Source organism: Pseudomonas sp. 3HC3, from assembly GCF_044904505.1.
Lineage (GTDB): Bacteria > Pseudomonadota > Gammaproteobacteria > Pseudomonadales > Pseudomonadaceae > Aquipseudomonas > Aquipseudomonas putida_Y.
Window position 1 is genome coordinate 111,630 of the sequence record NZ_JADDRH010000007.1, and the last position, 25,798, is coordinate 137,427.

Genomic DNA, 25,798 nt, shown 5'->3' on the forward strand with positions numbered 1-25,798 from the left:
CCATCAAGAGGCTCCTTGCCAATGCCCCTGTCAAAGACTCATGTTTATCGACACGAACGCTGAGCGGCCAGGTGCTGGCGAGAACATCGCCTGGTCGTCGCCGCCCCAGAAGAAGTTGTCGTACCAGACGTATTCGTATTCACGGCCAAGCAGGTTTTTAACCTGCAGATCGACGCTGGTCGACGAGGTAACACGGTAACTGACACTGGCGTCCACGACCACAAAACCGCCGTACTTGCCCTGCTCGTTCAACTCGTCGATGTAGTAGCTGCCCTGCGCCCGCCCCTGCGCACCGAACTTCCAGTCATCATTGTACCGGTAGTCGACACCCACATTGCTGATGTAGCGCGGAGTGGAAAATACCTCTTTTCCCGACAATGACTGGCCGTTTGCAGCGTAGGCCTTGACCACCTTGGCCTCCTGGATCGCGTGGGACGCCCAAACCGTCCATTGATCGTCCAACTGAGCACTGATCTGCATGTCCACACCACGCCGGCGTGTTTCGCCAAGGCCAACCGTGGTGCCAGTGCTGGGCATGTTCGCGACTTCATCGGTCGCGTCCTGCTGCCACAGCGCAACCCGCGCCTGAGCGCCCGGGAATGGCTGAAACTTGATGCCCACTTCCTTGCCGGTGTTGATCGACGGGTCGTACGAGGCTTGCCCAGGCACCCTATAAGCTGGCCCGCCGGAGCCCGTAAGAATCTGGAAAGTACGCCCCCAGTTGGCGTAAAGGTCGATCTCGGGCGTGAGGCTATAGATTACGCTCAGCTTCGGCTGGCGGATCCAGCCGTAATCCTGAAGGGATGCCTTTACACCGCCGAGTGTCTCGCTGTTACCCGAAAACTTGTCGACGCGCATGGCAGGAATGATCTTCAGCGCGTCGGTCGGCTGAATGACCGCCTGCACATAACCGCCAATATTGCGCAGGGTGTAAGTGTCATCGTTCTGCACACGTGCCGGCGTGGCGTCGAAATCAGTCGGGATCCCATAGTTGTAGCGCAGGCGACGGTACTGGTTGTCCTGCTCCTCGTAGTTGATGCCGCCATCCAGCGTCAGCAGATCGTCAGCGCGCCAGGTCAGGTTGCTGAGCATGCCTCGCTGCTGTTCATCCCACTGCCGACGCTGGCGTGGCGCGTTGCCGGGCTGGTAATCGGTGAACGTGAGGGTTCGATCATCGTTGTAGCTGTTGTAGTACAGCTTGCTGCTCAGACTCAGGTCGTCGTCAAGCTGCCAGTCGGCGTGCAGGCTCAGCTGCTTCATGTCACGGTCGTCACCATCATTGGCGTTCTTGGCCGGCGATTGGGTACGGCTGGCGTGCAGTTGTTCGCGGGTGAGGAAGCCTGACTCTTGGGCCTGGTGGTGGTACAGGCGAGCGATCAGGCCGACACGGAAGTCTTGTTCGTCGTTGCTGACGAACCACTTGCCGCCGAGCGTGTATTTGTTGGATTCGCTGTGGTCGCGATAGCCGTTGCTGTCTTGCTTGGCGAGGATATAGTTCTGGGCGAAATTCCCCTCCTCGTGCCCGACCGCCAACTGCACTTCGCGCGTATCGAAGCTGCCGTAAGTCACACGGCTATCGACATAGTTCCCCCCCTGGCGGGTCGCGAAGTTGATGTTGCCGCCGATATTGTGCAGCCCATAGCGCGGATCGTTGGTACCGCGCACCACCTCGATGTACTCGATGTCCAGCGGGAAGATCATATCGATGAAGCGCTGGTTGCCACTGTTGACGTTGCTCGGCACACCGTCGATCAGGGTCTTGATGCCGTTGATGTAGCCCTCACCATTGAACGCGCGAAAAGTGACCTTGCCTGATTCGGCACCTTGCCCCGTTTCAGTCAGCTGGATGCCCGGCATCTGCCCCAACAACTGCCAGCTGTTCATCACATTTTTGTCTCGCACCTGGTCGCCGCCCAGGACGTCGACCGACGTAAGCACATTTTCAGTGCTCAAGGCTGTACCGGCCGTTTGGGTGATATTCACTTCACCGAGGACGATGGTGGAGGTACCGGTCTGTTCGGCGAGGATTTCAGGTGTGAACATTGCCGTGAAGATGGCGAACGAGGCTGGGGTGAATCGCATGGAGGTTCCTGACGCGGGGTTGAGTGTGTATTGGCGCACAGATGAAGAAGGCAAGATCTGCGTCTGCCTTATGGCAAATGATGTTATACCATAACACTAAACACTGGCGTATCGGGATTTCTTGAACCATAGCCGCCTCCTTCGCTTGCGCCTAAGAACAGTGGCGCACTGCCTTGCGAGCAATCCAGGATGGATCGTCCAGTCGGCGCCCCTGTCAAGGCATGCCCAAGCACCTCAACGCGCGTGACCTTTCCAACATTGCCCTCACCGGAACGTTTGCGGCCATGGGCGAATCCGAATGCCCACGCACTCCCCTTAATCAGGTAGGAGATTTCCGGGGCGAATAACAAAGGGCCGGCTCCAGAGGGCCGGCCCATTTCGCTATTTAGAAGTTGAAGGTGTAGCGCATGATCAAGCGATTTTCATTAGCGCTGTCAGCGTAGGTCGAGCGGTTCGTGGAGTTACGCCACTGGAACGAAACACCCTTCGCCGGCCCACTCTGAATGACATAAGAAATATCAGTGACCCGCTCCCATTCTTTGCCCTCCTCCCCGTTGAGGCGGAGTGAAGCGGCTTGGCGGCTCGTCAGCAGATCAGGATCGACATCATCACCTTTCATGTACCGGGTGGTGAACAGCAAGCCCGGTACACCCAAAGCGGCGAAATCAAAGTCGTACCTCGCAAACCACACTCGCTCGTTAGGGGCAGTGAATGTACTGACCAGCGATTCGCCGAACAGATAGGTATCCGCGCCGTTTACGAACGCAAACGAGGTGTCGCCCCAAGCCTTCTGGTAACCGCCGCCGATGGTGTGCCCCTTGATGCTGTAGGCGAAGTAGCTACTCAGCGTTCTGTTGTCCACCTCACCCAGCTTTTTGGCGCCCGTCTCGCTGGCATCGAACACGCGAACATCCGCGATCACATTGCCTTCCAACAACGGCTTGATGACTTTAATGCCGGCGAAGTAGGACTTGTAGAGATCTTCAAGTTCAGCGGCGTGCAAACTGAAGGTCATGTCCTTCGCAGGCTTGAAGTCAAATGCCAGGTAGTTGTAGTGATCTGCCTCAACCGGGGCATAGCCAAATGCTGTGAGTGATTCGAAATCGGTGGAATTACGCTGCTTCACTGCGTTGACCCTTGTAGCCGTTACCGTCAATTTATCGATGTCGTTGACGGTCAGCGAGCCACCGCGAAAGATCTGAGGCAGTAGGCGGCTATTATTACTCCAGAGTAGCGGCATCAGAGGGTTTACTCCCCCTATCCTCAATTCCGTCTTGCCCATCCTTGCTTTGGCGGTGGCCACGAACTTGCCGTATTCATCCTCAACATTCCTGTCGGAATCGTAGGCCAGCAGCCCTGATCCTGTTCTGTCCGGGCTGGAATCAAGCTTCACCCCCAGCAAGCCCATCGCATCAATACCGAAGCCCACCGGTCCTTCTGTAAAACCGGACTGCAGGTTCAAAATAAAGCCTTGCGCCCACTCATCGCGCTTGGATTGAGTGGCACCGTCATTGCGAAAATCGCGATTGTAGTAGAAGTTACGGAGTTCAAGACTGCCTTTGAAGTCTTCCACGAACGCGGCAGAAGCATAAGGCGCGACCAGCAGTGCTGCTGAACAAGCCAACGTTTTTTTAAAAGCAATAGACATCACAGGCACCTTGTTCTTGTTGTGTGCTTGAGCATGGACCGCAGCGAAGCGCCCCATGCAATGCCAGTCCTACAAATGGGTTAAGGCCCGCTTTAGCGGAATGATCGAAACAACATCACCCTGCCCGAAGCCAAACCTGGACAGGGCGGACGCCAGGTTTTTATTCTGAGTGAAAGGTAGTGAATGCACGCACGGGTTCACGGCCAGTAACTAACGTGTTCTCAATGCTGCCATCATCGGCGTAACCCAAGCTCATCCCACAGACGAGCATTTGGCTCTTCGGTATTTCCAGCATTTCAGTGATGATGCTGTGATATTTAAGGAATGCTGCCTGCGGGCAGGTGTGCAAGCCTCTTCCCCGTGCGGCAATCATGAGGCTTTGCAGGAACATGCCATAGTCCAGCAGGCTCCCTTCCTGAAGCACGCGGTCAATCGTGAAGAACAGGCCAACAGGCGCCCCGAAGAAGCGATAATTCCGGCCGTGTTGCTCGTGCATCCTTTGTTTATCGCTTCGACTGATGCCCAACAGGCTATAGAGCCCCCACCCTACCTCCCTGCGCCGTTCGATGTAGGGAGACGTCCACTCCCTGGGGTAATACGCGTAGGGATCAGAAAAGCGTTGGTCATCAGCCGGATGGTCATCAACCTCAGCAAGTGCTGCGGACAACCGTGCCTTCGTATCACCTGTAACAACATGCACATTCCAGGGCTGGAGGTTGACGCCTGTTGCGCTAAAGCGAGCAACGTTCAGCATCGCTTCGATTTCCTCTAGCGGAACCGGGGTTGGGAGGAACGACCTGATGCTCCGACGTGAGACGATTGCCCAGTCGATCAAACGGGCTGTTTCGTCCGAACCTACCGGTGATTTGCGCAAACGATCAATAAGCATACGTGGAACCTGTCTCTCAGAATTACGGTCAGGTCAGCTCGTGGGCAACCGTGGCCTTCTTCCTCACTACAGCCGAGTCCGAGCGAGATTGGTTGATCATGGTCACTGCAACAGCCCCTACCAGGCCGGCGAGCGCGATTGCCATGAAGTTCTGCTCCAGCGGCAACGCCATCGACACCAAGGCACCAATCAAAACAGGTGCGACAATCGCCCCGACGCGACCGACCCCCGATGCAAAACCGACGCCAGTTGAGCGGATGGTGGAGGGATAGAAATCGCCGGCGTATGCATAGGCCAGAAGCTGGGTGCCAAGAGTCGAGGCACCCACGATGAACACGACGACAAAGAGCAGTTCGGTGGAGCGGGTATATCCCAACAAGGTGAGTGCGACCGCGCCCACTACATAGAACACCACCAAGACGTGCTTGATGCTGAATTTGTCGCTAAGCCATCCACCCAGAATTGCACCGAAGATCGAACCGAGGTTGAACACGATGACGAAATTCAGGGCTGAACCGAGGCTGAAGCCCGCCATGGCCATCAACTTGGTGAGCCACGAATTGAGTGCATACACCATGAACAGCCCGGTCATGAATGCCATCCAGATCATGACCGTGCTGTATCCACGGCCTTCCAGGAAAAGGCTTCGTACCGGCTTGTCTTGAGCAGAGATAACCTGCGGATTGCCGACGAGCTGCGTGTCATCCTTGATCACAAGGTCAGGACGAAGGCGGCGCGCGATGACTTTCAACTCGTCTTGTCGACCCTGCTTCAACATAAAGCCGATAGAGTCGGGCATTGTCTTGAGAATGAAAGGAATCAATACCACTGGCAGGACCGCCACATAAAACACGTATTGCCAACCGTAGCTTTCGATCAGTTGTTTACCCGTAAGCGCTACCAGAATTCCCCCCACCGAATAGCCTGCGAAAACGATGGTCACCAGCCGGGTGCGAACTTTCAAGGGTGAGAACTCACCCATCTGCGCCGTACAGATGGGCAACACACCGCCGATTCCCAAGCCGGCGATAAAGCGCATGATACTGAAGGTCAGCGGGCTGTCAGTGAACCCTGCCGCAGCGGTGAAAACGCTGAACAGCGCTACACACATCGCGATCATTTTCGGCCGGCCAATTCGATCTGCCAATGTGCCTAAAAAAATGGCGCCCAGCATTGTCCCAAACAATGCTGAGCCAGCCATGACGCCGGCGCTGGTTGCGTCAATTTGCATATCGGCCATGATGGCTGGCAGGGCAGCCCCCACCACTGCCAAGTCGTAACCATCGATAATCAGAATCAACACGCACCAGAACAGAATAATTCCATGAAAGCGGTTAAACTTCGACTCTTCGGTCAACGTGTACATATTCAAAGAACTCATACCGTGTCTCCTTCAATCTTATTGTTGTGTTTTTGAAGTCCACATATGTATAGCGATCTGGCACAACTCGACCACACGCACTGGTACGCATGGGTCCGCTTGTTGGTCGGGAGAGTTGAGAGGCACCGACTAGACGGCGCCCGAGAAAAATCGTAGGCCTAATGGCAAGCTCCAACCATGCCCAATGGCATCATTCTGCTTGACCGGAACGGGCAGTTTTGGAAACCCGATGGCTTCAGACTGAATGTGATCAGCCCACGCGTAGAGGACTAGTTCCCTCGAGGGCTACGCAACGAGCGTCTGTAAGCACCTGGGGTGATACCCGTCCATTTCTTGAATGCCCGGTGGAACGCACTGGTCTCAATGAAGCCAACCTCTGACGCTACACCATCCACCGTCATGCCTGCCCGGCACAGCAGACTGATGGAAATATCCCGCCTGAGATTATCTTTGAGCCGTTGGTAGGTGAAACCCTCAGCATAGAGCCTTCGTTGCAGGGTGGAACTGGACATGCTCAAGTCGCGTGCGAGCTCATCAAGTTCAGGCCAGGTGTGGGGAGAGAGCAGTTTCAATCGCCGCCGGATCATAATGCTCGTACTGTCGTCGTTACGGTATTTCACAAGGAAGTTACTTGGCGTTCCTTTTAAAAAGGCAGGAAGAGAACCAGGTGTTTGGCAAACCTTGTACTCCAGAAAGCTCTTCTCGAAAACAGCGGTGGTTCTATCGGCCCTCCACTCGATTTCCTCACAAAAGCGCATTCGATAGTCGCTGTCGTCCACCGGCTGAGGAGGACGCATCGATAACTTCAAAATAGGGATGCGCCTGTCGCACAGCCAGCAAAGCAGGCCGTGCACGAGCACCAGCCAGGCACCGTAACAAAACACCCTTCGCAACTCACCATGATCATGAATGATAATTGCAGCATGCTCTCCCTCGCATTCCACCGCCCCGTAGATGTCATCCAGGGCAGTCCTGAGAAACGCCAGAATCCGTTTGAGCGCCTGTCCAATGGTGTCGCAGCCGAGGGCCAACTGAGCCATCAGCTTGAAGCTACCTCTGCGAAGGGGGTGACTGTCTGCCGCAAAAAACTCATCGTCGAGCAAGTCCGCTAACGCAATCCACAATCTGGAGAACGTACCAGCAGGTACCCTGGCATAGTTTTGGGCCAGCAACAGCGGATCAATATGTGCGTGGCGGAGTACAGTCGAAACATCCAGGCCACGCAGTTCTGCTCCTTGAAGTGCGTCCCGCACGAGGCTGATCGACGTGGTGCCTTTGTGGGCAGAAAAATCCATCCGGGGCTCCGTTGCTAACTTGATACCGAAGGCTGCCTTGCAAAGCATACAAGCCCACAGAATGTCTCTGTACCAATATCACTATGCCAGATGTCAACACTCCTTGTTTTTTATTGCAAAACGTTTTGGATCGCGCCCGCGAAGAGACCTTTACAATCAACCCACCTCTTGCATGGCAACACACAATTCAAGAAACCGCGAGGCAGCCCGCGAAGGCGTAGCCGCATGCGGCAACAGAATGGAAAAGCGCCGCACCAGCGCCTGCGGCGCAACCTGCAACCGGTGCAGCGCCCCATCTTCATGACGAATGGACATCGCCGAAACAAAGCCAACGCCCATCCCGGCCCGGACCGCCTCTTTTACCCCCTCAACGCCAGCAATCTCCAGCGCCACACGCATCGCCACGCCATCACGAGCAAACGCCCGCTCGACAATCTGTCGCACGCCCGAGCCGCTTTCACGCAGTACCAACGGGTAATCGCCGAGCGCCGCCAGCATCTGCTGGTCACTGCCCGCCAAGGGATGCCCACGGGGCACAATCGCCACGATCTCGTCCTCGCGCCACGGCGTCACTTGCGTACCTAACGGCAACTCCTGCCCCGGCGGCCCCTCGATCAGGGCAATATCGACACTGTCCAGGGCGGCGACAATCTCCGCCGTATTGCCATGCGAGGTGCTGACCAGCACATCCGGATAACGCCCGTGAAAGTCGGCGATCAGGTAAGGCAGCAGGTAACTGGCGGGCGTGGTACTGGCGCCGATGCGCAAGGTGCCGCGCTCCAGCCCGCGCATGGCCTCGCGCAGCGCCTGGGCCTGGCGGAAGGTTTCGCGCAGGCGCTCGGCATGCGCCAACAATTGCTCACCAGCCGCAGTCAGCCGCACACCGCGGCCGGCGCGTTGGTAAAGGGGTTCGCCAAACGCCTCTTGCAAGAGCTTGAGCTGGCCGGACACTGCCGGCTGCGACAGGTGCAGGGCTTGAGCCGCATGACTGATGTTGCCGTGCTCGGCAACCGTGGCGAATGTTATCAGCTGTTCTGGGGTCATGATTCAAAAATATCAGCTAAGCGGATATTTGCCATCCTAAATTACGATTTTTTATAAGCTTATAACCAGATTAACGTAGGCCTTGTCGAAACACCTTTTCCGGAGGACTCACATGGCCACGGTTCCGTCCAACCCCGCCTTTGCCCCTACCCTCTCCACTCGAGGGCGGCTCAATGGCATCCTGTTCGTCGCGCTGTTCGCGGTCGCAGTCACGCAACTGGCGGCCATGCCCGCTATCGCCAACCTGGGCATCAGCCCGCTGATCGTGGGTATTGTCGCAGGTGCCTTATATGGCAACGCGCTGCGTGACGGCGTACCGGCAAGCTGGGCAGCCGGTATCAATTTTTCCGCTCGCGGCCTGTTGCGCATTGCCGTGGCGTTCTTTGGTTTGCGGGTAAGCCTGCAGGAAATTGCCGAAGTCGGCTGGTCGGGGCTTGTCGTGTCGGTGCTGGTCGTCACCAGTACTCTGCTGATCGGCCTGTGGTGTGGCATGAAAGTGTTCAAGCTCGACCGCGATACCGCCTTGCTGACCGCCGCCGGCAGCGCCATCTGCGGCGCTGCCGCCGTGCTGGCATTCGAATCGGCGCTGCGCAGCGCCCCCCATAAAAGCGCCATGGCAGTCGGAAGCGTGGTGCTGTTCGGTACCTTGTCCATGTTCCTTTACCCACTGGCGATCAATGCCGGCTGGCTGCATCTGGATACCATGGGCGCCGGGCTGTTGCTGGGCGGCACTGTCCACGAAGTGGCTCAGGTGGTAGGCGCGGCCAGCAATGTCAGCCCCGAAGCCACGCACGTCGCCACCATCGTCAAGATGACCCGGGTCATGCTGCTGGTACCGGTACTGCTGGTGGTGGGCCTGTGGATCAGCCGTTCGCGCAAGGCTGGCCAGGCGCAGGGCAACGGGCGCATTGCCATGCCCTGGTTCGCTTTCGGCTTCCTGGCACTGGTCCTGGTGAATTCGCTACACGTGCTGCCTGGCAGCGTGACCCAGGCAGTGAACAGCCTGGACACCTTTGCCTTGACCATGGCCATGACCGCACTGGGAATGGAAACGCGCTTCAGCCAGATTCGCCAGGCCGGGCCACGGGCGCTGGCCACCGGGGCGATCCTCAACCTGTGGCTGGTTGGCGGGGGGCTGGCGATTACCCTGGGGGTGCAGAAGCTGTTGGGCTGACTGGAGACCGAGTCGGCTGCTTCGCGGGTAAACCCGCTCCTACAGGTGGGTGCTGCCCTGAAGACGGCAAGGCCCCTGTAGGGGCGGGTTTACCCGCGAAGCAGGCCGCTCGGTCTCAAGGTTTTTCCACGCCCCCCTCGTTGCCGCCCACATTTCTCGGTATGGTGGTGTCAAAGAAGGATGTTTTACCCGCACAGGAAAGACTTAGATGCCTCAACGCCATGTCATCAATGCATCCGTCAGCCCCAAAGGCAGCCTGGAGACGCTGTCACAACGTGAAGTGCAGCAACTGAGTGAAGTCGGTACCGGCAGCCTTTACACGCTGTTCCGCCAGTGCGCCCTGGCAATCCTCAACACCGGCGCCCATGTCGACAATGCCAAGACCATCCTTGAGGCCTACAAGGACTTCGAGGTGCGTATCCACCAACAGGACCGCGGCGTGCGCCTGGAGCTGCTCAATGCCCCGGCCGATGCCTTCGTCGATGGCGAAATGATTGCCAGCACCCGTGAAATGCTGTTCAGCGCCTTGCGCGACATCGTCTACACCGAAAGCGAGCTGGCCAGCCAGCGCATCGACCTGGAAAGCTCCCAGGGCATCACCGACTACGTTTTCCACCTGCTGCGCAACGCGCGCACCTTGCGCCCGGGCGTGGAGCCGAAGATGGTGGTGTGTTGGGGCGGCCACTCGATCAGCACCGAGGAATACCAGTACACCAAGAAGGTCGGCCACGAACTGGGCCTGCGCAAACTGGATGTCTGCACCGGCTGCGGCCCGGGCGTGATGAAAGGCCCGATGAAGGGCGCCACCATCGCCCACGCCAAGCAACGCATGCATGGCAGCCGCTACCTGGGCCTGACCGAGCCCGGCATCATCGCCGCCGAAGCGCCCAACCCGATCGTCAACGAACTGGTGATCCTGCCAGACATCGAGAAGCGCCTGGAGGCCTTCGTGCGTGTCGGCCACGGCATCATCATCTTCCCGGGCGGGGCCGGCACAGCGGAGGAATTCCTGTACCTGCTGGGCATCCTCATGCACCCGGACAACCACGACCTGCCGTTCCCGGTGGTGCTTACCGGCCCGCGCAGCGCCGAGCCTTATCTGCAACAGTTGCACGCTTTCGTCGGCGCCACCCTGGGTGAAGCCGCCCATCGCCTGTACGAAATCATCATCGACGACCCGGCGGAAGTCGCCCGGCACATGGTCGACGGCCTCAAAGCGGTCAAGCAGTTCCGCCGCGAGCGCAACGATGCCTTCCACTTCAACTGGCTGCTGAAGATCGAGGAGAGCTTCCAGCGACCGTTCGACCCGACCCACCAGGCCATGTCTGAACTGGACTTGCGCCGCGAGCTGCCGCCCCATGAACTGGCGGCCAACCTGCGCCGGGCGTTTTCCGGCATTGTCGCAGGCAACGTCAAGGACAAAGGCATCCGCCTGATCGAGGAACACGGGCCGTATCAGATCCACGGCGACAGCGCCGTACTGGACCCGCTGGGCCGGCTGCTGCAGGCATTCGTCGACCAGCACCGGATGAAGCTGCCCGGTGGCGCGGAGTATGTGCCGTGCTATCAGGTGGCAACCTGACCACGCTGTTTTGCTGATGACGGGCGTGGATGCCCGTCAAAGGCGGGGGCCGGGTGACGGGTGCGCCTGTACGGATCACCCACATGGGTTTCATGAAAGCTCAGCCACCCAGGTGGCTCGCTCACTGGCGGAGTTCAACCATCGCCCGCTCGAAAAACCGAATGCTGTCGCGTCCCCCACGTTTGGACTGGTACAGCGCCACATCCCCCTGCTCGATTAACGCCGCCAGGCTCGCCGGCGGCTGATCGAACACGTTGGCACCAATGCTCAAGGTAACCGCCTGGGGCGTAGGCACAGTCTTGTCGGCGTAATGCTGGAACTGCTCACGCAGCCCACTTCCCAGTTCCATGACCCGTTCACTGCTCGCGCCACTCAGCAAGATGACGAACTCATCCCCGCCCAAACGCGCCGCCAGCGAGCGCTCGGGCAGCGCCGTACGAATCATCTCGCTCAAGGCAATCAGCAATCGGTCGCCGGCTATATGCCCGTGCAGGTCGTTGACCAGTTTGAAGTTGTCGATGTCGATCAATAGCAATGCCCCGGGCTGCGCCGGGCTTACGTCCTTGAAGAAATGCCCCGCCCGCACCTCCAGCGCACGCCGGTTGTACAGCGCAGTCAGCGGGTCACGGGCTGCCAGCCGGGCAATGCGCTCTTCACGCCGGTAACGTACGGTGCCGGTCATCGACAAGGCAATCAGCATGATCGCCATCGCGCCTTCCACCAGCGAAACCTGAATGATCAGCCCGCCAAAGGTCGCCAGGTCAATCAGCGTGCCTGGCGTGATCGCGATGGCCGCCTTGGCCACATAGAACAGCCCATGGATCAGCAACACGTAGCGCAGTTGCACGGCGCCGACACTCAGCGATTTGCCATGTGGCCGCAGCAGGAAGCTGGCCTTGAGCGTCAGCGAGGCCACCAACAACGAGTTGACCATCAGCATCACCTTCGACCACTGCGGGCCCACGGGCAGCAGCAGCAAGGCGAACCAGACCACCACGATCATCAGCCAGGCGCGTGACAAGCGCTCCTGGGTGAAGCGCAGCACGCCGATCAGGAAAAAAACGTGGGCCACCACCAGCAAGCCATTGGCGAACCAGATACCGATGAACAGCAAACCGATCCCGCGCAACAATGCCAGGATGCAACCAACCGTAATAGTGGCGAAACCCGCACTCCAGTAAAGCAACGAGGTTTCGCGCACACTGCGCCATTCAATCGCCAGGTACAAGGCGGCCGCAGCGGCCAAAGCGACTGAAATAGTCAGCATCGTGGGTGGATCTAACGCCATATACGCATTGGCCTGTCTGGTTAACGGGAAAAGGCCCGACTGTGTGCGATCGTGATCACGTTCAGAGGGGCCTTGCACGGTTGCCTGCACATTGTAAACCAGCCCCTGACAAAGGGCCGTGGGCAGCAATATCATAATGACATCAATGCGCGGTGCGCACCACTCTGGCCCTGTGGCTGGCTTGCCGGCGACAGGGCCAGTACAGGCGACGTCAGAGCACCCGCTTGATCAACGGTTCCAACCGGCTATAGCGCAACCGACGCAGAAACTTGCGCACTTGCTTGGGATGTTCGGCCTTCTCCCCCAGCGCCTCTGCCGAACCGATTCTCGGCGCAAAGCGCCGCAGTTCGCTCAACTCCGCTTCCCGTGGCGCCAGCCATTGCCCCTGCGGGTCGTCGATCAGCAGGCCGTTCTCAAGGTCCAGGTTGAACCCGCGCGGGTTCAGGTTGTTGCCGGTCAGCAGCGAATAACGCTGGTCGATCCACACGCCCTTGGCATGGAAGGTATGCCCGGGATCGTTCCAGATACGTACTTGCAGCTGGCCACTGGCAATCGCGGCGTGGCGGCGGCGGGTGAAGGCGCGCAGGTTGTCCTCATACAGATAGGGCAATGCACCACTGGCACTGAACGGTTCGCCAGGGGCGATGTAGAAGTCGTTGGCGGTGCGGTCACCGACAATCAGTTCCACCCCAACCCCTCGCGCCAGAGCATGGTCAAGTTCGCGCATCACGACCTGGGGCGGGTTAAAGTACGGCGTACTGATGATGATCTGCGTGCGCGCCACTGCCAGCAAGGCGCACAGCGCCCGGTTCAGTGGATTGCCACGGCCCACACCCAGCAGGGGGATCACCTGCAGGCCCTGCCCCGTCACGCTGGCCGGTACCTCGTAGGCCATGCGTCGCAGCCGTGCGCGCAAGCGCCGAATGTCGCCGCGCAAGCTGCGGGTAGAAGGTGGCGCCGGCAGGTCGAGGCGCGGTGTGGCAGTGTGATGCAGCAAACGCTGCACCAGGCCGACCATGGCATCAGCCAGTGCCGGTGACTGGAACAGGTGGTAGCGATCCAGGCGATAGCGGTCGAAACGATGCAGGTAGACGTTGTTCAGACTGGCACCGGTGTAGATCACGCAATCGTCGATGATGCTGCCTTTGAGGTGCAACACCCCGAACAGTTCGCGGGTCTGCACTGGCACGCCATGGATGGCGATATCCAGCCCGCGCAACTGGCGCTGGGCCTGGTACCAGGCGGCATTGCCCGGCTGACGCCCGGCCCCCAGCAGCCCGCGCCTGGCGCGGAACCAGTCGACCACAATGGTGATCTCCAGGCCTGGCCGCGCGGCTTTGGCCTGGTACAAGGCATCCAGCACTTCCTGGCCAGCCTCGTCCTCTTGCAGGTACAGCGCGACAATCACGATGCGCCGAGTCGCCGTACGGATGCGCTCGAACAGGCAGGCGCGGTAAGCCTTGGCATCGGGCAGCACCTGTATCGCTTCGGGGGGCATGGCGTAGCCTGACAAGCCCGCCAGCATGGATTCGGGGTTCACTGACGCTCACCTTCTCTGTGCAATCACTGTCGGCCCTGCCAGCCGGCGGGCCATTCCTGGCCGCTGCATCCGGGGTGTATGATCGACCCCGCAACGACACATAACAACAAGAACCACGCGAGGCTCTGCTTTCTCACTGCCCCTGACCAACCAGGCCTCAGCTTGCACAGGAACAGCGCAATGGTCCACCCCGCTTCTGCAAACCTATCGCCGTCTATTGTAAAGGGTTGTTCGGCAAAGACCTTTGGCTTCCTGATTTTGCCCAATTTCACCACCATCGGCCTTGCGTCCGCGGTGGAGACCCTGCGCATGGCCAACCTGGCCGCGCGCAAGCCACTGTATCGCAGTGTGCTGATCGCCGCAGACGACGCGCCGGTGGTGGCCAGCAACGGCATGCGCGTGCTGCCCGACTACAACATCGCCAACGCCCCCGCGCTGGATGCCTTGCTGGTGGTCGGCGCCAACCCGATCGACCGAAGCCGTAGCAACCGCCCTCTGATCGACTGGTTGCGCCAACTGGCCCGCCAGCGCTTGCCGCTGGGCGGTATCTGCACCGGTAGCTACCTGCTGGCCAAGGCCGAATTGCTCAAGGGTTACCGCTGCACCATCCACTGGGAAGACCTGCCGACGTTGCAGGCGCACTTCCCCGGTATCGTGATCTCCAGCCAGCTGTTCGAACTGGACCGCGACCGTTACACCTGCTCAGGTGGCGTGGCGGCCATGGACATGATGCTGCAACTGGTGGCCCGGGACACGGGCGGCCAGGACATCGCGGCCAAGGCCGCCGAACTGTTGCTGTGCGACCGCGTACGCGGTGAGCGTGAGCGCCAGCGTGTGCCGCTGCGCACCCTGCTCGGCAGCGCCCAGCCCAAACTGAGCCAGGTGGTGGCGATCATGGAGGCCAATCTGGAGGAACCGCTGGGGTTGGAGGAACTGGCCAGCCTCAACGAAGTGACTGTGCGCCAACTGGAGCGGCTGTTCCACAAGTACCTGCAGCGCACACCCAGCCAGTATTACCTGGAGCTTCGGTTGTCGCGGGCGCGGGAGTTACTACTGCGCAGTGACGTGCAAGTACGTGAGGTAGCGCTGGCCTGCGGCTTCAGTTCGCCTGCGCATTTCTCCAAGAGTTATAGCCGGTTCTTCGGGCTGTCGCCTTTAGGGGAGCGGCGGCAGGCCTCTCTCCATTGAATGGGGTCATGTACTGGCTTGGCTGGCCTCTTCGCGGGCAAGCCCGCTCCTACACGCACATCGGTGGTCCGACACAGGCCGTTGTAGGCGCGGGCTTGCCCGCGAAGAGGCCAGTGCAGGTCAACTAATCTTCAAGGGCCGCGTGCGCCGTCTCCCGACACATCAGCATGGCCACCAGCGCCACCAGTGCTGCCGCCAGCAAGTATCCTGCCGGGGCAAGCTTGCTGCCCGTCACCTGAATCAACCAGGTGGCAATGAACGGCGCAGTCCCGCCAAACAGCGAATTGGCCACATTGAAGCTCAGGGCAAACCCGCTGAAGCGCACCCGGGTCGGAAAGATTTCGGCCAGCAGGCACGGCAAGGTCCCGTCGTTCATCGCCAGCATCGCACCGAAAAGAATCTGGATGGCCAGAATCACCAGCAGCGGTTGGCCGTCCAGCAGGCGGAACAATGGCACGGTCAACCCCAGGAACAACAGCGAGGCCACCACCAGCATGGTCTTGCGACCAAACTGGTCGGACAACCGTCCCATCAGGAAGATCAAGCCGATATAGGTGGCCAGCGACACCGTCGAGGCGATGAACGAATCCCGCTCGCTCATGCCCATTTCACTGGACAGGTAGGTCGGCATGTAACTGAGCAACAGGTAGAACGCAACCGCATTCAGGCAGGTGACACCTATGCCGATCGCCAGACTGCGCCGGTGCTGGCCCAGCAGTTCGCGCAGCGGCGTCGTAGCCATGCCGGCCTTGGTTTCCAGGCGCTGTTCCATCTCCAGGAACTTGGGCGTGTCCTGCAGGCTCATGCGGATATAGCGCCCTACCAGGCCGAACGGCGCCGCCAGCAGAAACGGCAGGCGCCAGCCCCACTCATGCAGGGCTTCACTGCTGAGCAGCTCATGCAGCACCGCGACGAACGCCGCACCGAACAACAACCCCGCTGCCGTGCTGGCTGGCACGATGCTGGTGTACAAGCCACGCCGCCCAGGCGGCGCGTACTCGGCCAGGAACGCAGCGGCCCCGGCATACTCACCCGAGGCGGAAAAACCCTGCACCAGGCGGATCAGCAACAACAAGGCCGGCGCCCACAGCCCGATCTGCGCATAGCCCGGCAACAAGCCGATGCAGAAGGTGGATACCGACATGATCAGGATCGACCACGACAACGCGTTGCGCCGACCGTGTCGGTCGCCGAAATGGCCCCAGACAATACCGCCCAGCGGGCGTACCAGGAAAGACAACGCGAATACCGCGAAGGTAGCCAGCAGGCCGGTGGTCTTGTCAGTTTGCGGGAAGAAGGTGGCGGCGATGATGGTGGCCAGATAGCCGTAGGCGGCGTAGTCGAACCACTCGACGAAGTTGCCCATGAAGCTGGCTCGGGCGGCCTTGCGCAGCGCCTGGCGTTCGGCGTTGTGTGCGGGGCCGGCAATAGCGGACGGGTCAAGGGTGGTGCTGGACATGACGGGTACCCTCTGATTCTTTTAATTGGAGGCAGGGTCTGGTGGTCATACGGGGATCTTGTTGTCTGGGCCGGCCTCTTCGCGGGTGAACCCGCGCCTACGAAAACGGTGAAATCTTTGTAGGAGCGGGTTCACCCGCGAAGCAGCCGACGCCGATGCTTATTTGCGAATGATGTTGTGCTCCGGCCCATACGGGAACTTGGTGATGTTCTCGGCGCCGTTGTCGTTGACGATCAGGATGTCATGCTCGCGATAACCGCCCGCCCCCGGTCGCCCTTCAGGCAGCATGATCATCGGCTCGATCGACACCACCATGCCCGGCTCCAGCACGGTATCGATGTCCTCGCGCAGCTCCAGCCCCGCCTCACGGCCGTAGTAATGGCTGAGCGTGCCGAACGAATGGCCATACCCGAAGGTGCGGTACTGCAGCAGGTCGTGGCGCAGGAAGATCTCGTTCAGTTCGCGGGCGATATCGCTGCAGCGCATGCCCGGGCGCACCAGTTGCAGCCCGGCTTCGTGCACTTCGACGTTGGCCTGCCACAGGCGCAGGTACTCGTCCGGGCAGTGGTCAAGGAACAGGGTGCGCTCCAGCGCAGTGTAATAACCGGCGATCATGGGGAAACAGTTGAGGCTGAGGATCTCGCCCTTGCCCACACGGCGGCTGGTGACCGGGTTGTGCGCGCCATCGGTGTTGAGCCCGGACTGGAACCAGGTCCAGGTGTCCATCAGCTCGGCGTCGGGGAAGCGTTTGGCAATTTCGCGCACCATCGCCTCGGTGGCATGCAGTGCCACTTCGTACTCGGGCACCTGCTCACGCAGGGCCTCGACCACTGCCGCCCCGCCTATGTCGGCCACCTGCGCACCGTGACGGATAAGCGCCTGCTCCTCGGCCGACTTGATCATGCGCATACGCATGCACGGCGCAGCGATGTCCACCAGCTCGGCCTTGGGGTAGCAGGCGGCGAGTTTGCCGTGGTTCTGCAGGTTCAGGTGGTCGTACTCCACGCCAATGCGCGAGGCCAGCGGCAACGCCTGCTGGATGGCGACGAAGTAATTGTCGCGCTGCCAGTCGGTGTAGACGATGTTGTCAGTGCCGACCGTGCGCCGCCAGGGTTGCCCGCCGTCGATGTTGGCGCTGATCGAGACTACCTTGTCCTGGGTAATCACCAGCGCATAAGGGCGGCCGAACGAGCAGTAGAGGAAATCGCTGTAATAGTTGACGTTGTGATACGAGGTGAAGATTGCCGCCTCGATATCCTGCTCAGCCATATAGGCCCGCAGCCGGGCGTGGCGAGCAGCGTATTCCTGGGCGGAGAAGGTTGGTTGTACCTTGTCGCCATTGCGGATTTTCAGGGTCTTGGGCATTTGCATGGTCGGGGTTCCTTGTCGTTGTGAGCACGCTGTTCAGGCCGGCCGCCTGAGAAGCATTGCAACAGAACCGACGAGGACACTTTTGTATCTATCCGACCTGGAATTGGCGGAATGACCAATGGCCAAGGGGGCGCTGAGCGCCCCCCGCCAGGCAACGCTATTTCAAATCAAAGCGGTCCAGCTCCATGACCTTCTGCCAGGCGGCCACAAAGTCCCGGACAAACTTGTCACCGCCATCACTGCTGGCATACACCTCGCTCAACGCCCGCAACTGGGCATGCGAACCGAACACCAGATCGACCCGGCTACCGCTCCACTTCACCTGCCCGGTCTTGCGGTCGCGGCCTTCAAAGGTTTCGTTGTCCGCCGAGGTGGGTTTCCACTCCACGCTCATATCCAGCAAGTTGCGGAAGAAGTCGTTGCTCAGCGTTCCCGGCTTGTCGGTGAACACGCCAAGATTGCTGCCACCATGGTTGGCACCGAGCACGCGCAGGCCGCCGATCAGCACGGTCAGCTCCGGCGCGGTCAGGGTCAGCAACTGCGCCTTGTCCAGCAACAGTTTCTCGGCCTTGACGCTGTAACGTGCCTTGGTGAAGTTGCGGAAGCCATCGGCCAGCGGCTCCAGCACGGCGAACGACTCGACGTCGGTCTGCTCCTGGGACGCATCGACCCGCCCCGGGCGGAACCCTACGCTGCCGCTGTAGCCCGCATCCTTGGCAGCTTTTTCGACTGCCGCGGTACCGGCCAGCACGATCAGGTCAGCCAGGGAAACCTTCTTGCCGCTGTTGTTGAACTCGGCCTGGATCTTCTCCAATGCCGCCAGCACCTTGTCCACGCCCTGGTTTGCAGCCCAGTCCTTCTGTGGGGCCAAGCGCAAACGGGCGCCGTTGGCACCACCGCGCTTGTCGGAGCCACGGAAGGTCGACGCGGATGCCCAGGCGGTGGAGACCAGTTCGCCCACGCTCAAACCCGAGGCCAGGATCCTGGACTTGAGGGTCGCGATGTCTTGCTCGCTGATCGTGGCTGGGTCGGCTTTGGGTAGCGGGTCTTGCCACAGCAACTCTTCATTGGGCATTTCCGGGCCCAGGTAGCGCGCCAGCGGGCCCATGTCGCGGTGAATCAGCTTGTACCACGCACGGGCAAAAGCATCCGCCAGCTGGTCAGGGTTTTCTTTGAAGCGGCGAGCGATTGGCTCGTAGATGGGATCGAAGCGCAATGCCAGGTCGGAGGTCAACATCGACGGTGCATGCTTTTTACCGGGATCGTGTGCATCTGGCACCATGCCTGCGCCTTTACCGTCTTTCGGCCGCCACTGGTGCGCGCCAGCCGGGCTTTTGGTCAGCTCCCACTCAAAGTCGAACAGGTTATTCAGGTATTCGTTGCTCCACCGGGTCGGGGTGGAGGTCCAGGTCACTTCCAGGCCACTGGTGATGGTATCCCCGCCTTTGCCGGAGCCAAACGTGTTATGCCAGCCCAGGCCCTGCATCTCCAGGCCTGCCGCTTCCGGCTCGGGGCCGACGTTGTCGGCAGGGCCGGCACCGTGGGTCTTGCCGAACGCGTGCCCACCGGCGATCAACGCCACGGTTTCCTCATCGTTCATGGCCATGCGGCCAAAGGTTTCACGGATGTCCTTGCCTGAGGCCACCGGGTCCGGGTTACCTTCCGGGCCTTCCGGGTTCACGTAGATCAGGCCCATCTGCACGGCGGCCAGCGGGTTTTCCAGGTTACGCTCGGCCGACAGGTTGCGATTCTGCTCTTCGCCATGCTTGGCCGGCTCGGCCACCAGGTCACCCTGCCCTGGCGCCTGCGCCTTGGCCTGATCCTTGCCGTAACGGGTATCGCCGCCCAGCCACTCCTTTTCCGACCCCCAGTACACGTCTTCGTCCGGCTCCCACACATCGGCACGCCCGCCGGAGAAGCCGAAGGTTTTGAAGCCCATGGACTCGAGGGCAACATTACCGGTGAGTACGATCAGGTCGGCCCAGGAAATCTTGTTGCCGTACTTCTGCTTGATCGGCCACAGCAGGCGCCGGGCCTTGTCCAGACTGACGTTGTCCGGCCAACTGTTGAGCGGGGCGAAGCGTTGCTGGCCGGAGCCCGCCCCCCCACGGCCGTCACCAATGCGGTAGGTGCCGGCGCTGTGCCAGGCCATGCGGATGAACAGCGGGCCGTAGTGGCCGAAGTCGGCCGGCCACCAGTCCTGCGAGTCGGTCATCAGGGCGGTCAGGTCTTTCTTCAGGGCCTGGAAGTCGAGGCTCTTGAACGCCTTGGCATAGTCGAAGTCCGGGTCGGGGCTGGACTTGGAGGAATGCTGGTGAAGAATTCTCAGGTTGAGCTGGTCAGGCCACCAGTCACGGTTGGTGGTGCCGCCACCTGCGGTTTGATGGAACGGGCATTTCGATTCGTTCGACATCTGCGGGTACCTTTGGGTCGGTTATCCAGATTTCCGGTCTATGCCAGTGTTCTTTCAGCCGAGCGGGTGGGCTCGTACTACCCCTCATCAGGTGTACACGGGGCTTGCGAAGCTGTCACGCCGGGGGGCCACGGTCTTGCACACAGGTGCTGACGCGCTGCCCGGTCGCGGAATTCGCGGGGCCACGGGAAAGACTAGTCGAGCTTGGGCAGAGTTCTAATAGAGTGGCTGTTGGAGCCTGATAGGCTGGCTCTGTCAGGCGCTGGCCTGTATCGGCCGCATCGCGATCAAGCCCGCGACCAGGCCGGCACATCCATACAAGGCACAAGGCCCGGCACCCTGCTTAAATACACAGCCATACCCTTTGCCCCGGACGCCGAGCCCTCATGAACCGCAACGACCTGCGCCGCGTCGACATGAACCTGCTGGTGCTGTTCGAAGCCCTGATGATCGAACGCAACCTGACCCGCGTCGGCGAAAAGCTGTTTATCACCCAATCCACCGTCAGCGCCGCCCTCGCCCGCCTGCGCGAGCTGTTCGACGACCCGCTGCTGATACGCAACGGCCGGGCCATGGAACCCACCCCACGGGCCCTGCAGATCTTTGCCGAACTTGGCCCGGCCATGGACGTGATTTCCGCCGCCATCAGTCGCGCCCGCGAGTTCGACCCGGCCAACAGCTGCAACGTGTTCCGCCTGGGGCTTTCTGACGATGCCGAGTTCGGCCTGTTTCCGGCCCTGCTGCAGGCCCTGCGCGAAGAGGCCCCGGAGATTAGCGTGGTAGTGCGGCGGGCCAACTTTCTGCTGATGCCCGGCCTGCTGGCCAGCGGCGAGATCTCGGTAGGCGTGAGCTATACCACCGACCTGCCGGCCACCGCCAAACGCCGCAAACTACGCGACATCGGCGTACGGGTGCTGCGCGCCGACGACCGCCCGGGGCCGCTTACCCTCGACGAATACTGCGCCCGCCCGCATGTGATGGTGTCGTTCTCCGGTGACATGAGCGGCAACATCGACCTCGACCTGGCGCGCATCGGTCGTTGCCGCAAGGTAGTGCTGGCGGTGCCGCAATTCGGTAGCCTGCGCGCCCTGCTGCGCAACACCGAGCTGATCGCCACGGTGCCGGACTATGCCGCTTGCGCTCTCGCCGACGACGGCAGCCTGCGCGCCGACCCGGCGCCGTTCGACATCACCGAGGCCGAGCTGTCGATGGTCTGGAGCGGCGCCCAGGACAACGACCCCGCCGAGCGCTGGCTGCGCGACCGCATCCTGCAGTTCATGGCCACGCAGTGATGCCCTCTTCGCAGCGCAACGCTGTGCCTACCGCCCATACAGCCTGAAGCACGCGGCTGCTATTTGCCGCGCTGCATCCACGCTGCACCAAGCCCACTGAGGCAGATCACCAAAATCCCCACCAGGCTCAGGGTATCCGGCACCTGGCTGTACACCACGAAGCCGAGCAACCCGGCAAACACTATCTGGCAATAGCTGAACGGCGCCAGCAACGCTGGCGCTGCATGGCGGAAGGCCTGGGTCAACAGCAGGTGCGCAGTCATGCCAAAACCGCCCAGTGCCAGCATCAGCAGGGCATGGTCCCAGCGTGGCACCTCCCAGAAGAACGGCACCAGTGCGCTCATCGCCAAGGTGTTGCACAACCCCGCATAGAAGTTGCTGGTGGTCGGGCTGTCATGCGCTGCCAGAATGCGCGTCAGCAACTGATAGAAGCAGAAGCCCAATGCCGAACCGAACGGATACAGAATGGCCGGGGTAAACATCGCCCCACCAGGGTGCACCACCACCAGCACGCCAATAAAGCCCATCACCACCGCCACCCACTGCCCCACTGTCACTCGCTCTTTCAGCAGTGGCGCCGACAGCGCGGTGACCAGTACCGGGGCAAGAAAGTTGACGGCCGTGGCCTCCGCCAGTGGCAGGTACTGCAAGCCGGTCGTGAACAGCAGGCTGGTGCTCAGCAGGCTCAGGGCCCGCAAGGTCTGCAATACCGGCCGGCGGGTGCGCAACACGTTGAGCCCAGACTTGGGCAGGAAGATGCCGGCCATCAGCAACGTGTGCACCACATAACGCGCCCACACCACCATGACTATCGGGTACAGGCCACCCAGGAATTTGGACAAGGCATCGTGGCTGGCGAACAGGAACGTCGCCACCACCACCAACGCGATGCCGCGCAGGGGTTGGTTGACGCCGGACAGCGGTGTGCTGGAACTCATGGCTCTCTCGATGACGGCGCGGCAGCAAGCCGCGCCCGGGGAAGGACGCGCAGGCATTGCCCGGCGGATGTAACAGCTGGGATTCTAGAAGAGATGCCGCAGAATAAGGAAGTTCATTTGCCGCTTGCCCCGGCCAAGTGCAATTTCTGTTCGCTGATCGACCACTTTCCACCTGGCATGCATGGCCCGTGCACGGTTGATCGCTGACCATCGACCGACCCCTGCACCCTACAAGGAATTTACATGCAAAGGCTCACCACCCGCACCGGCCTGGACCTGCCCGCCATCGGCCTGGGCACCTGGCCAATGACCGGCAGTGAATGCACCCAGGCCGTGCGCCAGGCACTGGACGTGGGTTACCGGCACATCGACACCGCCACCGCCTACGAAAACGAAGCGGCCGTTGGCCAGGCGCTGCGTGACAGCGACGTGCCACGCGAGCAGATCCACCTGACCACCAAGGTCTGGTGGGACCGTCTGCAGCCCAAAGCCATGCGTCAGTCGCTGGAAGACAGCCTGCGCGCGCTGGGTACCGAACAGGTTGACCTGTTCCACATCCACTGGCCAGGCACAGACTGGGACCTGGCCCGCAGCATCGACACCCTGGTAGCCCTGCGTGACGAAGGCAAGGCGCGCCACATCGGGGTGGCCAACTTCCCATTGGGGTTACTGCGCCAGGTGGTGGAAACCCTGGGCGCGCCGTTGTCGGCGATTCAGGTGGAATACCATGTTCTGCTCAGCCAGCAGCCGCTACTCGACTTCGCCCGCAGCCATGATTTGTTGCTCACCGCCTATACCCCGCTGGCACGCGGCCAGGCAGCGGCGCAGCCGGTGATCCAGGCGATTGCCCGCAAGCATGGCGTGCTGCCCAGCCAGGTGGCGCTGAAATGGCTGCTGGACCAGGACGGCGTGGCGGCGATCCCCAAAGCCAGCAGCCGCGAAAACCAGCTGGCCAACCTGGCCGCATTGACCGTGCAGCTTGATGACGAAGACCGCGCAGCCATTACCGGGCTGCCGAAAGACCAGCGCGTGGTCAGCCCGCCGTTTGCGCCGGACTGGAACAGCTGAGGCCGCCGCGCAAGTCATTGTTCTTGCGTGATGACCTGCTTCAACCGCTCGCTCGCCGGTGCCGGCCGCCCGTAAAAGTAGCCCTGGAAGTGCGAACAGCCTTCCGCCGCGAGCCGGCGCATCTGCTCCTCCGACTCCACGCCTTCGGCCGTGGTCTTGATCATCAGGCTGTTGGACAGCTCGGTAATGGCGCGAATGATCGACATGGCCTCGCGGCTGTCGCACATGTCATGCACGAACGACTTGTCGATCTTGATCCGGTCGAACGGGAACGAACGCAGGTAGCCCAACGATGAGTAGCCGGTACCAAAGTCATCCAGTGAAATGGACACGCCCAGGTCTTTCAGCGCGCGCAAGGTGCGCACGTTTTCCTCGCTGTTACCCAGCAGTACCGACTCGGTAATTTCCAGCTCCAGCCGCTGCGGCGGCAGGCCCGAGTCTGCCAGCGCGAGGGCGACGGTATGCACCAGATCGCCGTTCTTGAACTGCACCGCCGACAGGTTAACCGACACCGTCTGCTCACCGTCCCAACTGGCCGCCTCCTGGCAGGCCAGGTTCAGCGCACGGTTGCCCAGTTCGTGGATCAACCCGGTTTCTTCTGCAATGGGGATGAAATCCATCGGCATGACCATGCCACGGGTCGGGTGTTCCCAGCGCAGCAGCGCCTCATAACCGGTAACGCTGCTGGTCTGATGATCGACTACCGGCTGGTAGTGCAGCTGCAACTGCCCCAGGTGCAGCGCTGTGCGCAGGTCGGTTTCCATCAGACGGCGCTGGCGGGCGGCAACGTCCAGTTCGACATCGAAGCATTCATAACGATTACGGCCGTTACGCTTGGCCTGGTACAGCGCCATGTCGGCATAGCCCAACAGCTGCTCTGCCTGGTCATTGTCATCAGGCGCGATGGCGATGCCGATGCTCACCCCCACCGCGAACTGATGCCCTTCGATCTGGAACGGCGGGCTGATGGCCTTGATCAGGCGTTGCGCGGTATTACATGCGGCATCCCGCCCCTCCAGGCCCGTCAGCACCACGGCAAACTCATCGCCACCCAGGCGGGCCAAGGTGTCGTGCTCACGCAGTTCGCGGCGCAGACGCTTGCCCAACTCGCGTAGCAGCTTGTCACCGAAAGCATGGCCAAGGGAGTCGTTGATGTTCTTGAAGTTGTCCAGGTCAAGGCACAGGGCAGCGGTCAGCTTGGCGTTTTCGCTGCCGCGCAACAGGGCCTGGCGTAACCGTTCGTGGAACAGCGTGCGATTGGGCAGCCCGGTGAGCGCGTCATGGTGCGCCATGTGGTGGATCTGCGCATGGGCGGCCAGCTCTTCGGTGGCGTCTTCAGCCACGAACAACACGTAATCGGCCTGCCCCTCGCGGCTCTGGCTGAGCAGGGTACGGCTGCGCAGGGTGCGTGGACCACGGGCAGTTTCCACGCGGGTTTCGGCGGCATGCCCCTTGGTACTGCGGGCACCACGCACGAATTGTTGCTCCAGGTAGTCACCGGCAGCCGGTGCCAGGCATTCCTTGGGCAACTGGCCAATCATGCTGCGCTGCGGCCCGCCGAACAGGCGTTCGGCCTGCTGGTTGGCCAACAGGATGCGCTGGCTTTCCAGGTCCTGGACGATGACGCTCGCGGGAATGTTGGCAATGACCGAATCGAGGAACTGCGACAGCTTGGCCATCTCCTGGCTGTACTGCTCGGCCAGCTCTTTGGCCTGCAGCAGTTCGAGTTCCTGGCGGTGGCGTTCGGAAATGTCGCGGGTGACCTTGGCGAAACCCACCAGGTGTCCGGCATCGTCGTATACCGCTTCGATGACCACATGGGCGTGGAAGGCCGTACCGTCCTTGCGCAGGCGTGCGCCCGTTTCTTCAAAGCGTCCGGTGCTGCGCGCCTGCTCCAGGTTAAATGTCGGCAACCCGGCTGCGCGCTCGGCATCGGTGTAGAACACAGAGTAGTGCTGGCCGACGATTTCTTCGGCATGGTACCCCTTGGCGCGCTGGGCGCCGGGGTTCCAGTTGGCGACGATACCTTCAGGGGTAAGCAGGTAGATGGCATAATCCACCACGCTCTGGATCAATAGCCGGTACATGATGTCGGGGTTTGCTGCGAGCGACATGAACTTTACCTGAACTTTCGAAACGCATGAAA

Annotated in this window: 18 protein-coding genes; 5 read left to right on the plus strand and 13 right to left on the minus strand. The window is 60.8% G+C overall.

What is annotated here, in order from left to right; translation table 11 throughout:
- Positions 1–30: 30 nt before the first annotated feature.
- From INQ47_RS13125 to INQ47_RS13150, 6 genes are all read right to left on the minus strand, one after another.
- Positions 31–2,082 carry a TonB-dependent receptor gene (locus INQ47_RS13125; RefSeq protein WP_404701844.1) on the minus strand — a complete coding sequence of 684 codons (2,052 nt, stop codon included), beginning with the start codon at positions 2,080–2,082 and terminating at the stop codon, positions 31–33.
- A 385-nt stretch (positions 2,083–2,467) separates the two neighbouring features.
- Positions 2,468–3,787, minus strand: coding sequence for an OprD family porin (locus INQ47_RS13130; protein ID WP_209966770.1), 1,320 nt, complete (start codon positions 3,785–3,787; stop codon positions 2,468–2,470).
- A gap of 103 nt (positions 3,788–3,890) precedes the next feature.
- Positions 3,891–4,619, minus strand: coding sequence for a nitroreductase (locus INQ47_RS13135; protein ID WP_209966771.1), 729 nt, complete (start codon positions 4,617–4,619; stop codon positions 3,891–3,893).
- Between the two features lie 28 nt (positions 4,620–4,647).
- The gene (locus INQ47_RS13140; protein ID WP_404701845.1) at positions 4,648–6,000 is read right to left on the minus strand and encodes an MFS transporter; all 1,353 of its coding nucleotides are present in this window, start codon (positions 5,998–6,000) and stop codon (positions 4,648–4,650) included.
- Between the two features lie 269 nt (positions 6,001–6,269).
- A complete protein-coding gene (locus INQ47_RS13145) occupies positions 6,270–7,295 on the minus strand; it encodes an AraC family transcriptional regulator ligand-binding domain-containing protein (protein ID WP_404701846.1) in 1,026 nt (341 codons plus the stop codon).
- Between the two features lie 156 nt (positions 7,296–7,451).
- Positions 7,452–8,339: a LysR family transcriptional regulator gene (locus tag INQ47_RS13150; protein ID WP_404701847.1), complete on the minus strand. Its 888-nt coding sequence runs from the start codon at positions 8,337–8,339 to the stop codon at positions 7,452–7,454.
- 112 nt (positions 8,340–8,451) lie between these two features.
- Here INQ47_RS13150 and INQ47_RS13155 point away from each other — a divergent pair, with 112 nt between their 5' ends.
- Complete coding sequence (locus INQ47_RS13155) at positions 8,452–9,513, plus strand: YeiH family protein (RefSeq protein WP_021782040.1); 1,062 nt, start codon at positions 8,452–8,454, stop codon at positions 9,511–9,513.
- 208 nt (positions 9,514–9,721) lie between these two features.
- The gene (gene ppnN, locus INQ47_RS13160; protein WP_404701848.1) at positions 9,722–11,095 is read left to right on the plus strand and encodes a nucleotide 5'-monophosphate nucleosidase PpnN; all 1,374 of its coding nucleotides are present in this window, start codon (positions 9,722–9,724) and stop codon (positions 11,093–11,095) included.
- Positions 11,096–11,216: 121 nt separating this feature from the next.
- On the opposite strand, the gene INQ47_RS13165 is transcribed toward ppnN, so the two are convergent.
- Both INQ47_RS13165 and pssA read right to left on the minus strand, forming a co-directional pair.
- Positions 11,217–12,362 carry a GGDEF domain-containing protein gene (locus INQ47_RS13165; protein WP_404701849.1) on the minus strand — a complete coding sequence of 382 codons (1,146 nt, stop codon included), beginning with the start codon at positions 12,360–12,362 and terminating at the stop codon, positions 11,217–11,219.
- Between the two features lie 232 nt (positions 12,363–12,594).
- Positions 12,595–13,923: a CDP-diacylglycerol--serine O-phosphatidyltransferase gene (gene pssA, locus INQ47_RS13170; RefSeq protein ID WP_404701850.1), complete on the minus strand. Its 1,329-nt coding sequence runs from the start codon at positions 13,921–13,923 to the stop codon at positions 12,595–12,597.
- A gap of 180 nt (positions 13,924–14,103) precedes the next feature.
- Between pssA and INQ47_RS13175 the strand changes: the two genes are divergently transcribed.
- On the plus strand, positions 14,104–15,111 hold the full coding sequence (locus INQ47_RS13175; RefSeq protein WP_103444257.1) for a GlxA family transcriptional regulator: 1,008 nt from the start codon (positions 14,104–14,106) through the stop codon (positions 15,109–15,111).
- Between the two features lie 124 nt (positions 15,112–15,235).
- Here the strand turns inward: INQ47_RS13175 and INQ47_RS13180 are convergent, their stop codons facing one another.
- The 3 genes from INQ47_RS13180 to katG all read right to left on the minus strand — a co-directional run bounded on the left by INQ47_RS13180 (position 15,236) and on the right by katG (position 20,354).
- Entirely contained in the window at positions 15,236–16,570 is a 1,335-nt protein-coding gene (locus INQ47_RS13180; protein ID WP_103462361.1) for an MFS transporter, read from the minus strand.
- Positions 16,571–16,729: 159 nt separating this feature from the next.
- Positions 16,730–17,941 carry a M24 family metallopeptidase gene (locus INQ47_RS13185; protein ID WP_404701851.1) on the minus strand — a complete coding sequence of 404 codons (1,212 nt, stop codon included), beginning with the start codon at positions 17,939–17,941 and terminating at the stop codon, positions 16,730–16,732.
- A gap of 157 nt (positions 17,942–18,098) precedes the next feature.
- A complete protein-coding gene (katG, locus tag INQ47_RS13190) occupies positions 18,099–20,354 on the minus strand; it encodes a catalase/peroxidase HPI (protein ID WP_404701852.1) in 2,256 nt (751 codons plus the stop codon).
- A 386-nt stretch (positions 20,355–20,740) separates the two neighbouring features.
- On the opposite strand from katG, the gene INQ47_RS13195 reads away from it, so the two are divergent.
- Positions 20,741–21,646, plus strand: a complete 906-nt coding sequence (locus INQ47_RS13195; protein WP_021782048.1) for a LysR family transcriptional regulator — start codon at positions 20,741–20,743, stop codon at positions 21,644–21,646.
- Positions 21,647–21,705: 59 nt separating this feature from the next.
- Here INQ47_RS13195 and INQ47_RS13200 read toward each other — a convergent pair whose 3' ends face one another.
- The gene (locus INQ47_RS13200; RefSeq protein ID WP_010954509.1) at positions 21,706–22,584 is read right to left on the minus strand and encodes a DMT family transporter; all 879 of its coding nucleotides are present in this window, start codon (positions 22,582–22,584) and stop codon (positions 21,706–21,708) included.
- Positions 22,585–22,827: 243 nt separating this feature from the next.
- On the opposite strand from INQ47_RS13200, the gene INQ47_RS13205 reads away from it, so the two are divergent.
- Complete coding sequence (locus INQ47_RS13205) at positions 22,828–23,652, plus strand: aldo/keto reductase (RefSeq protein WP_404701853.1); 825 nt, start codon at positions 22,828–22,830, stop codon at positions 23,650–23,652.
- A gap of 14 nt (positions 23,653–23,666) precedes the next feature.
- Here INQ47_RS13205 and INQ47_RS13210 read toward each other — a convergent pair whose 3' ends face one another.
- Positions 23,667–25,766 (minus strand): putative bifunctional diguanylate cyclase/phosphodiesterase, encoded by a 2,100-nt coding sequence (locus tag INQ47_RS13210; protein WP_404701854.1) that lies wholly within the window; start codon positions 25,764–25,766, stop codon positions 23,667–23,669.
- Between the last annotated feature and the right edge of the window lie 32 nt (positions 25,767–25,798).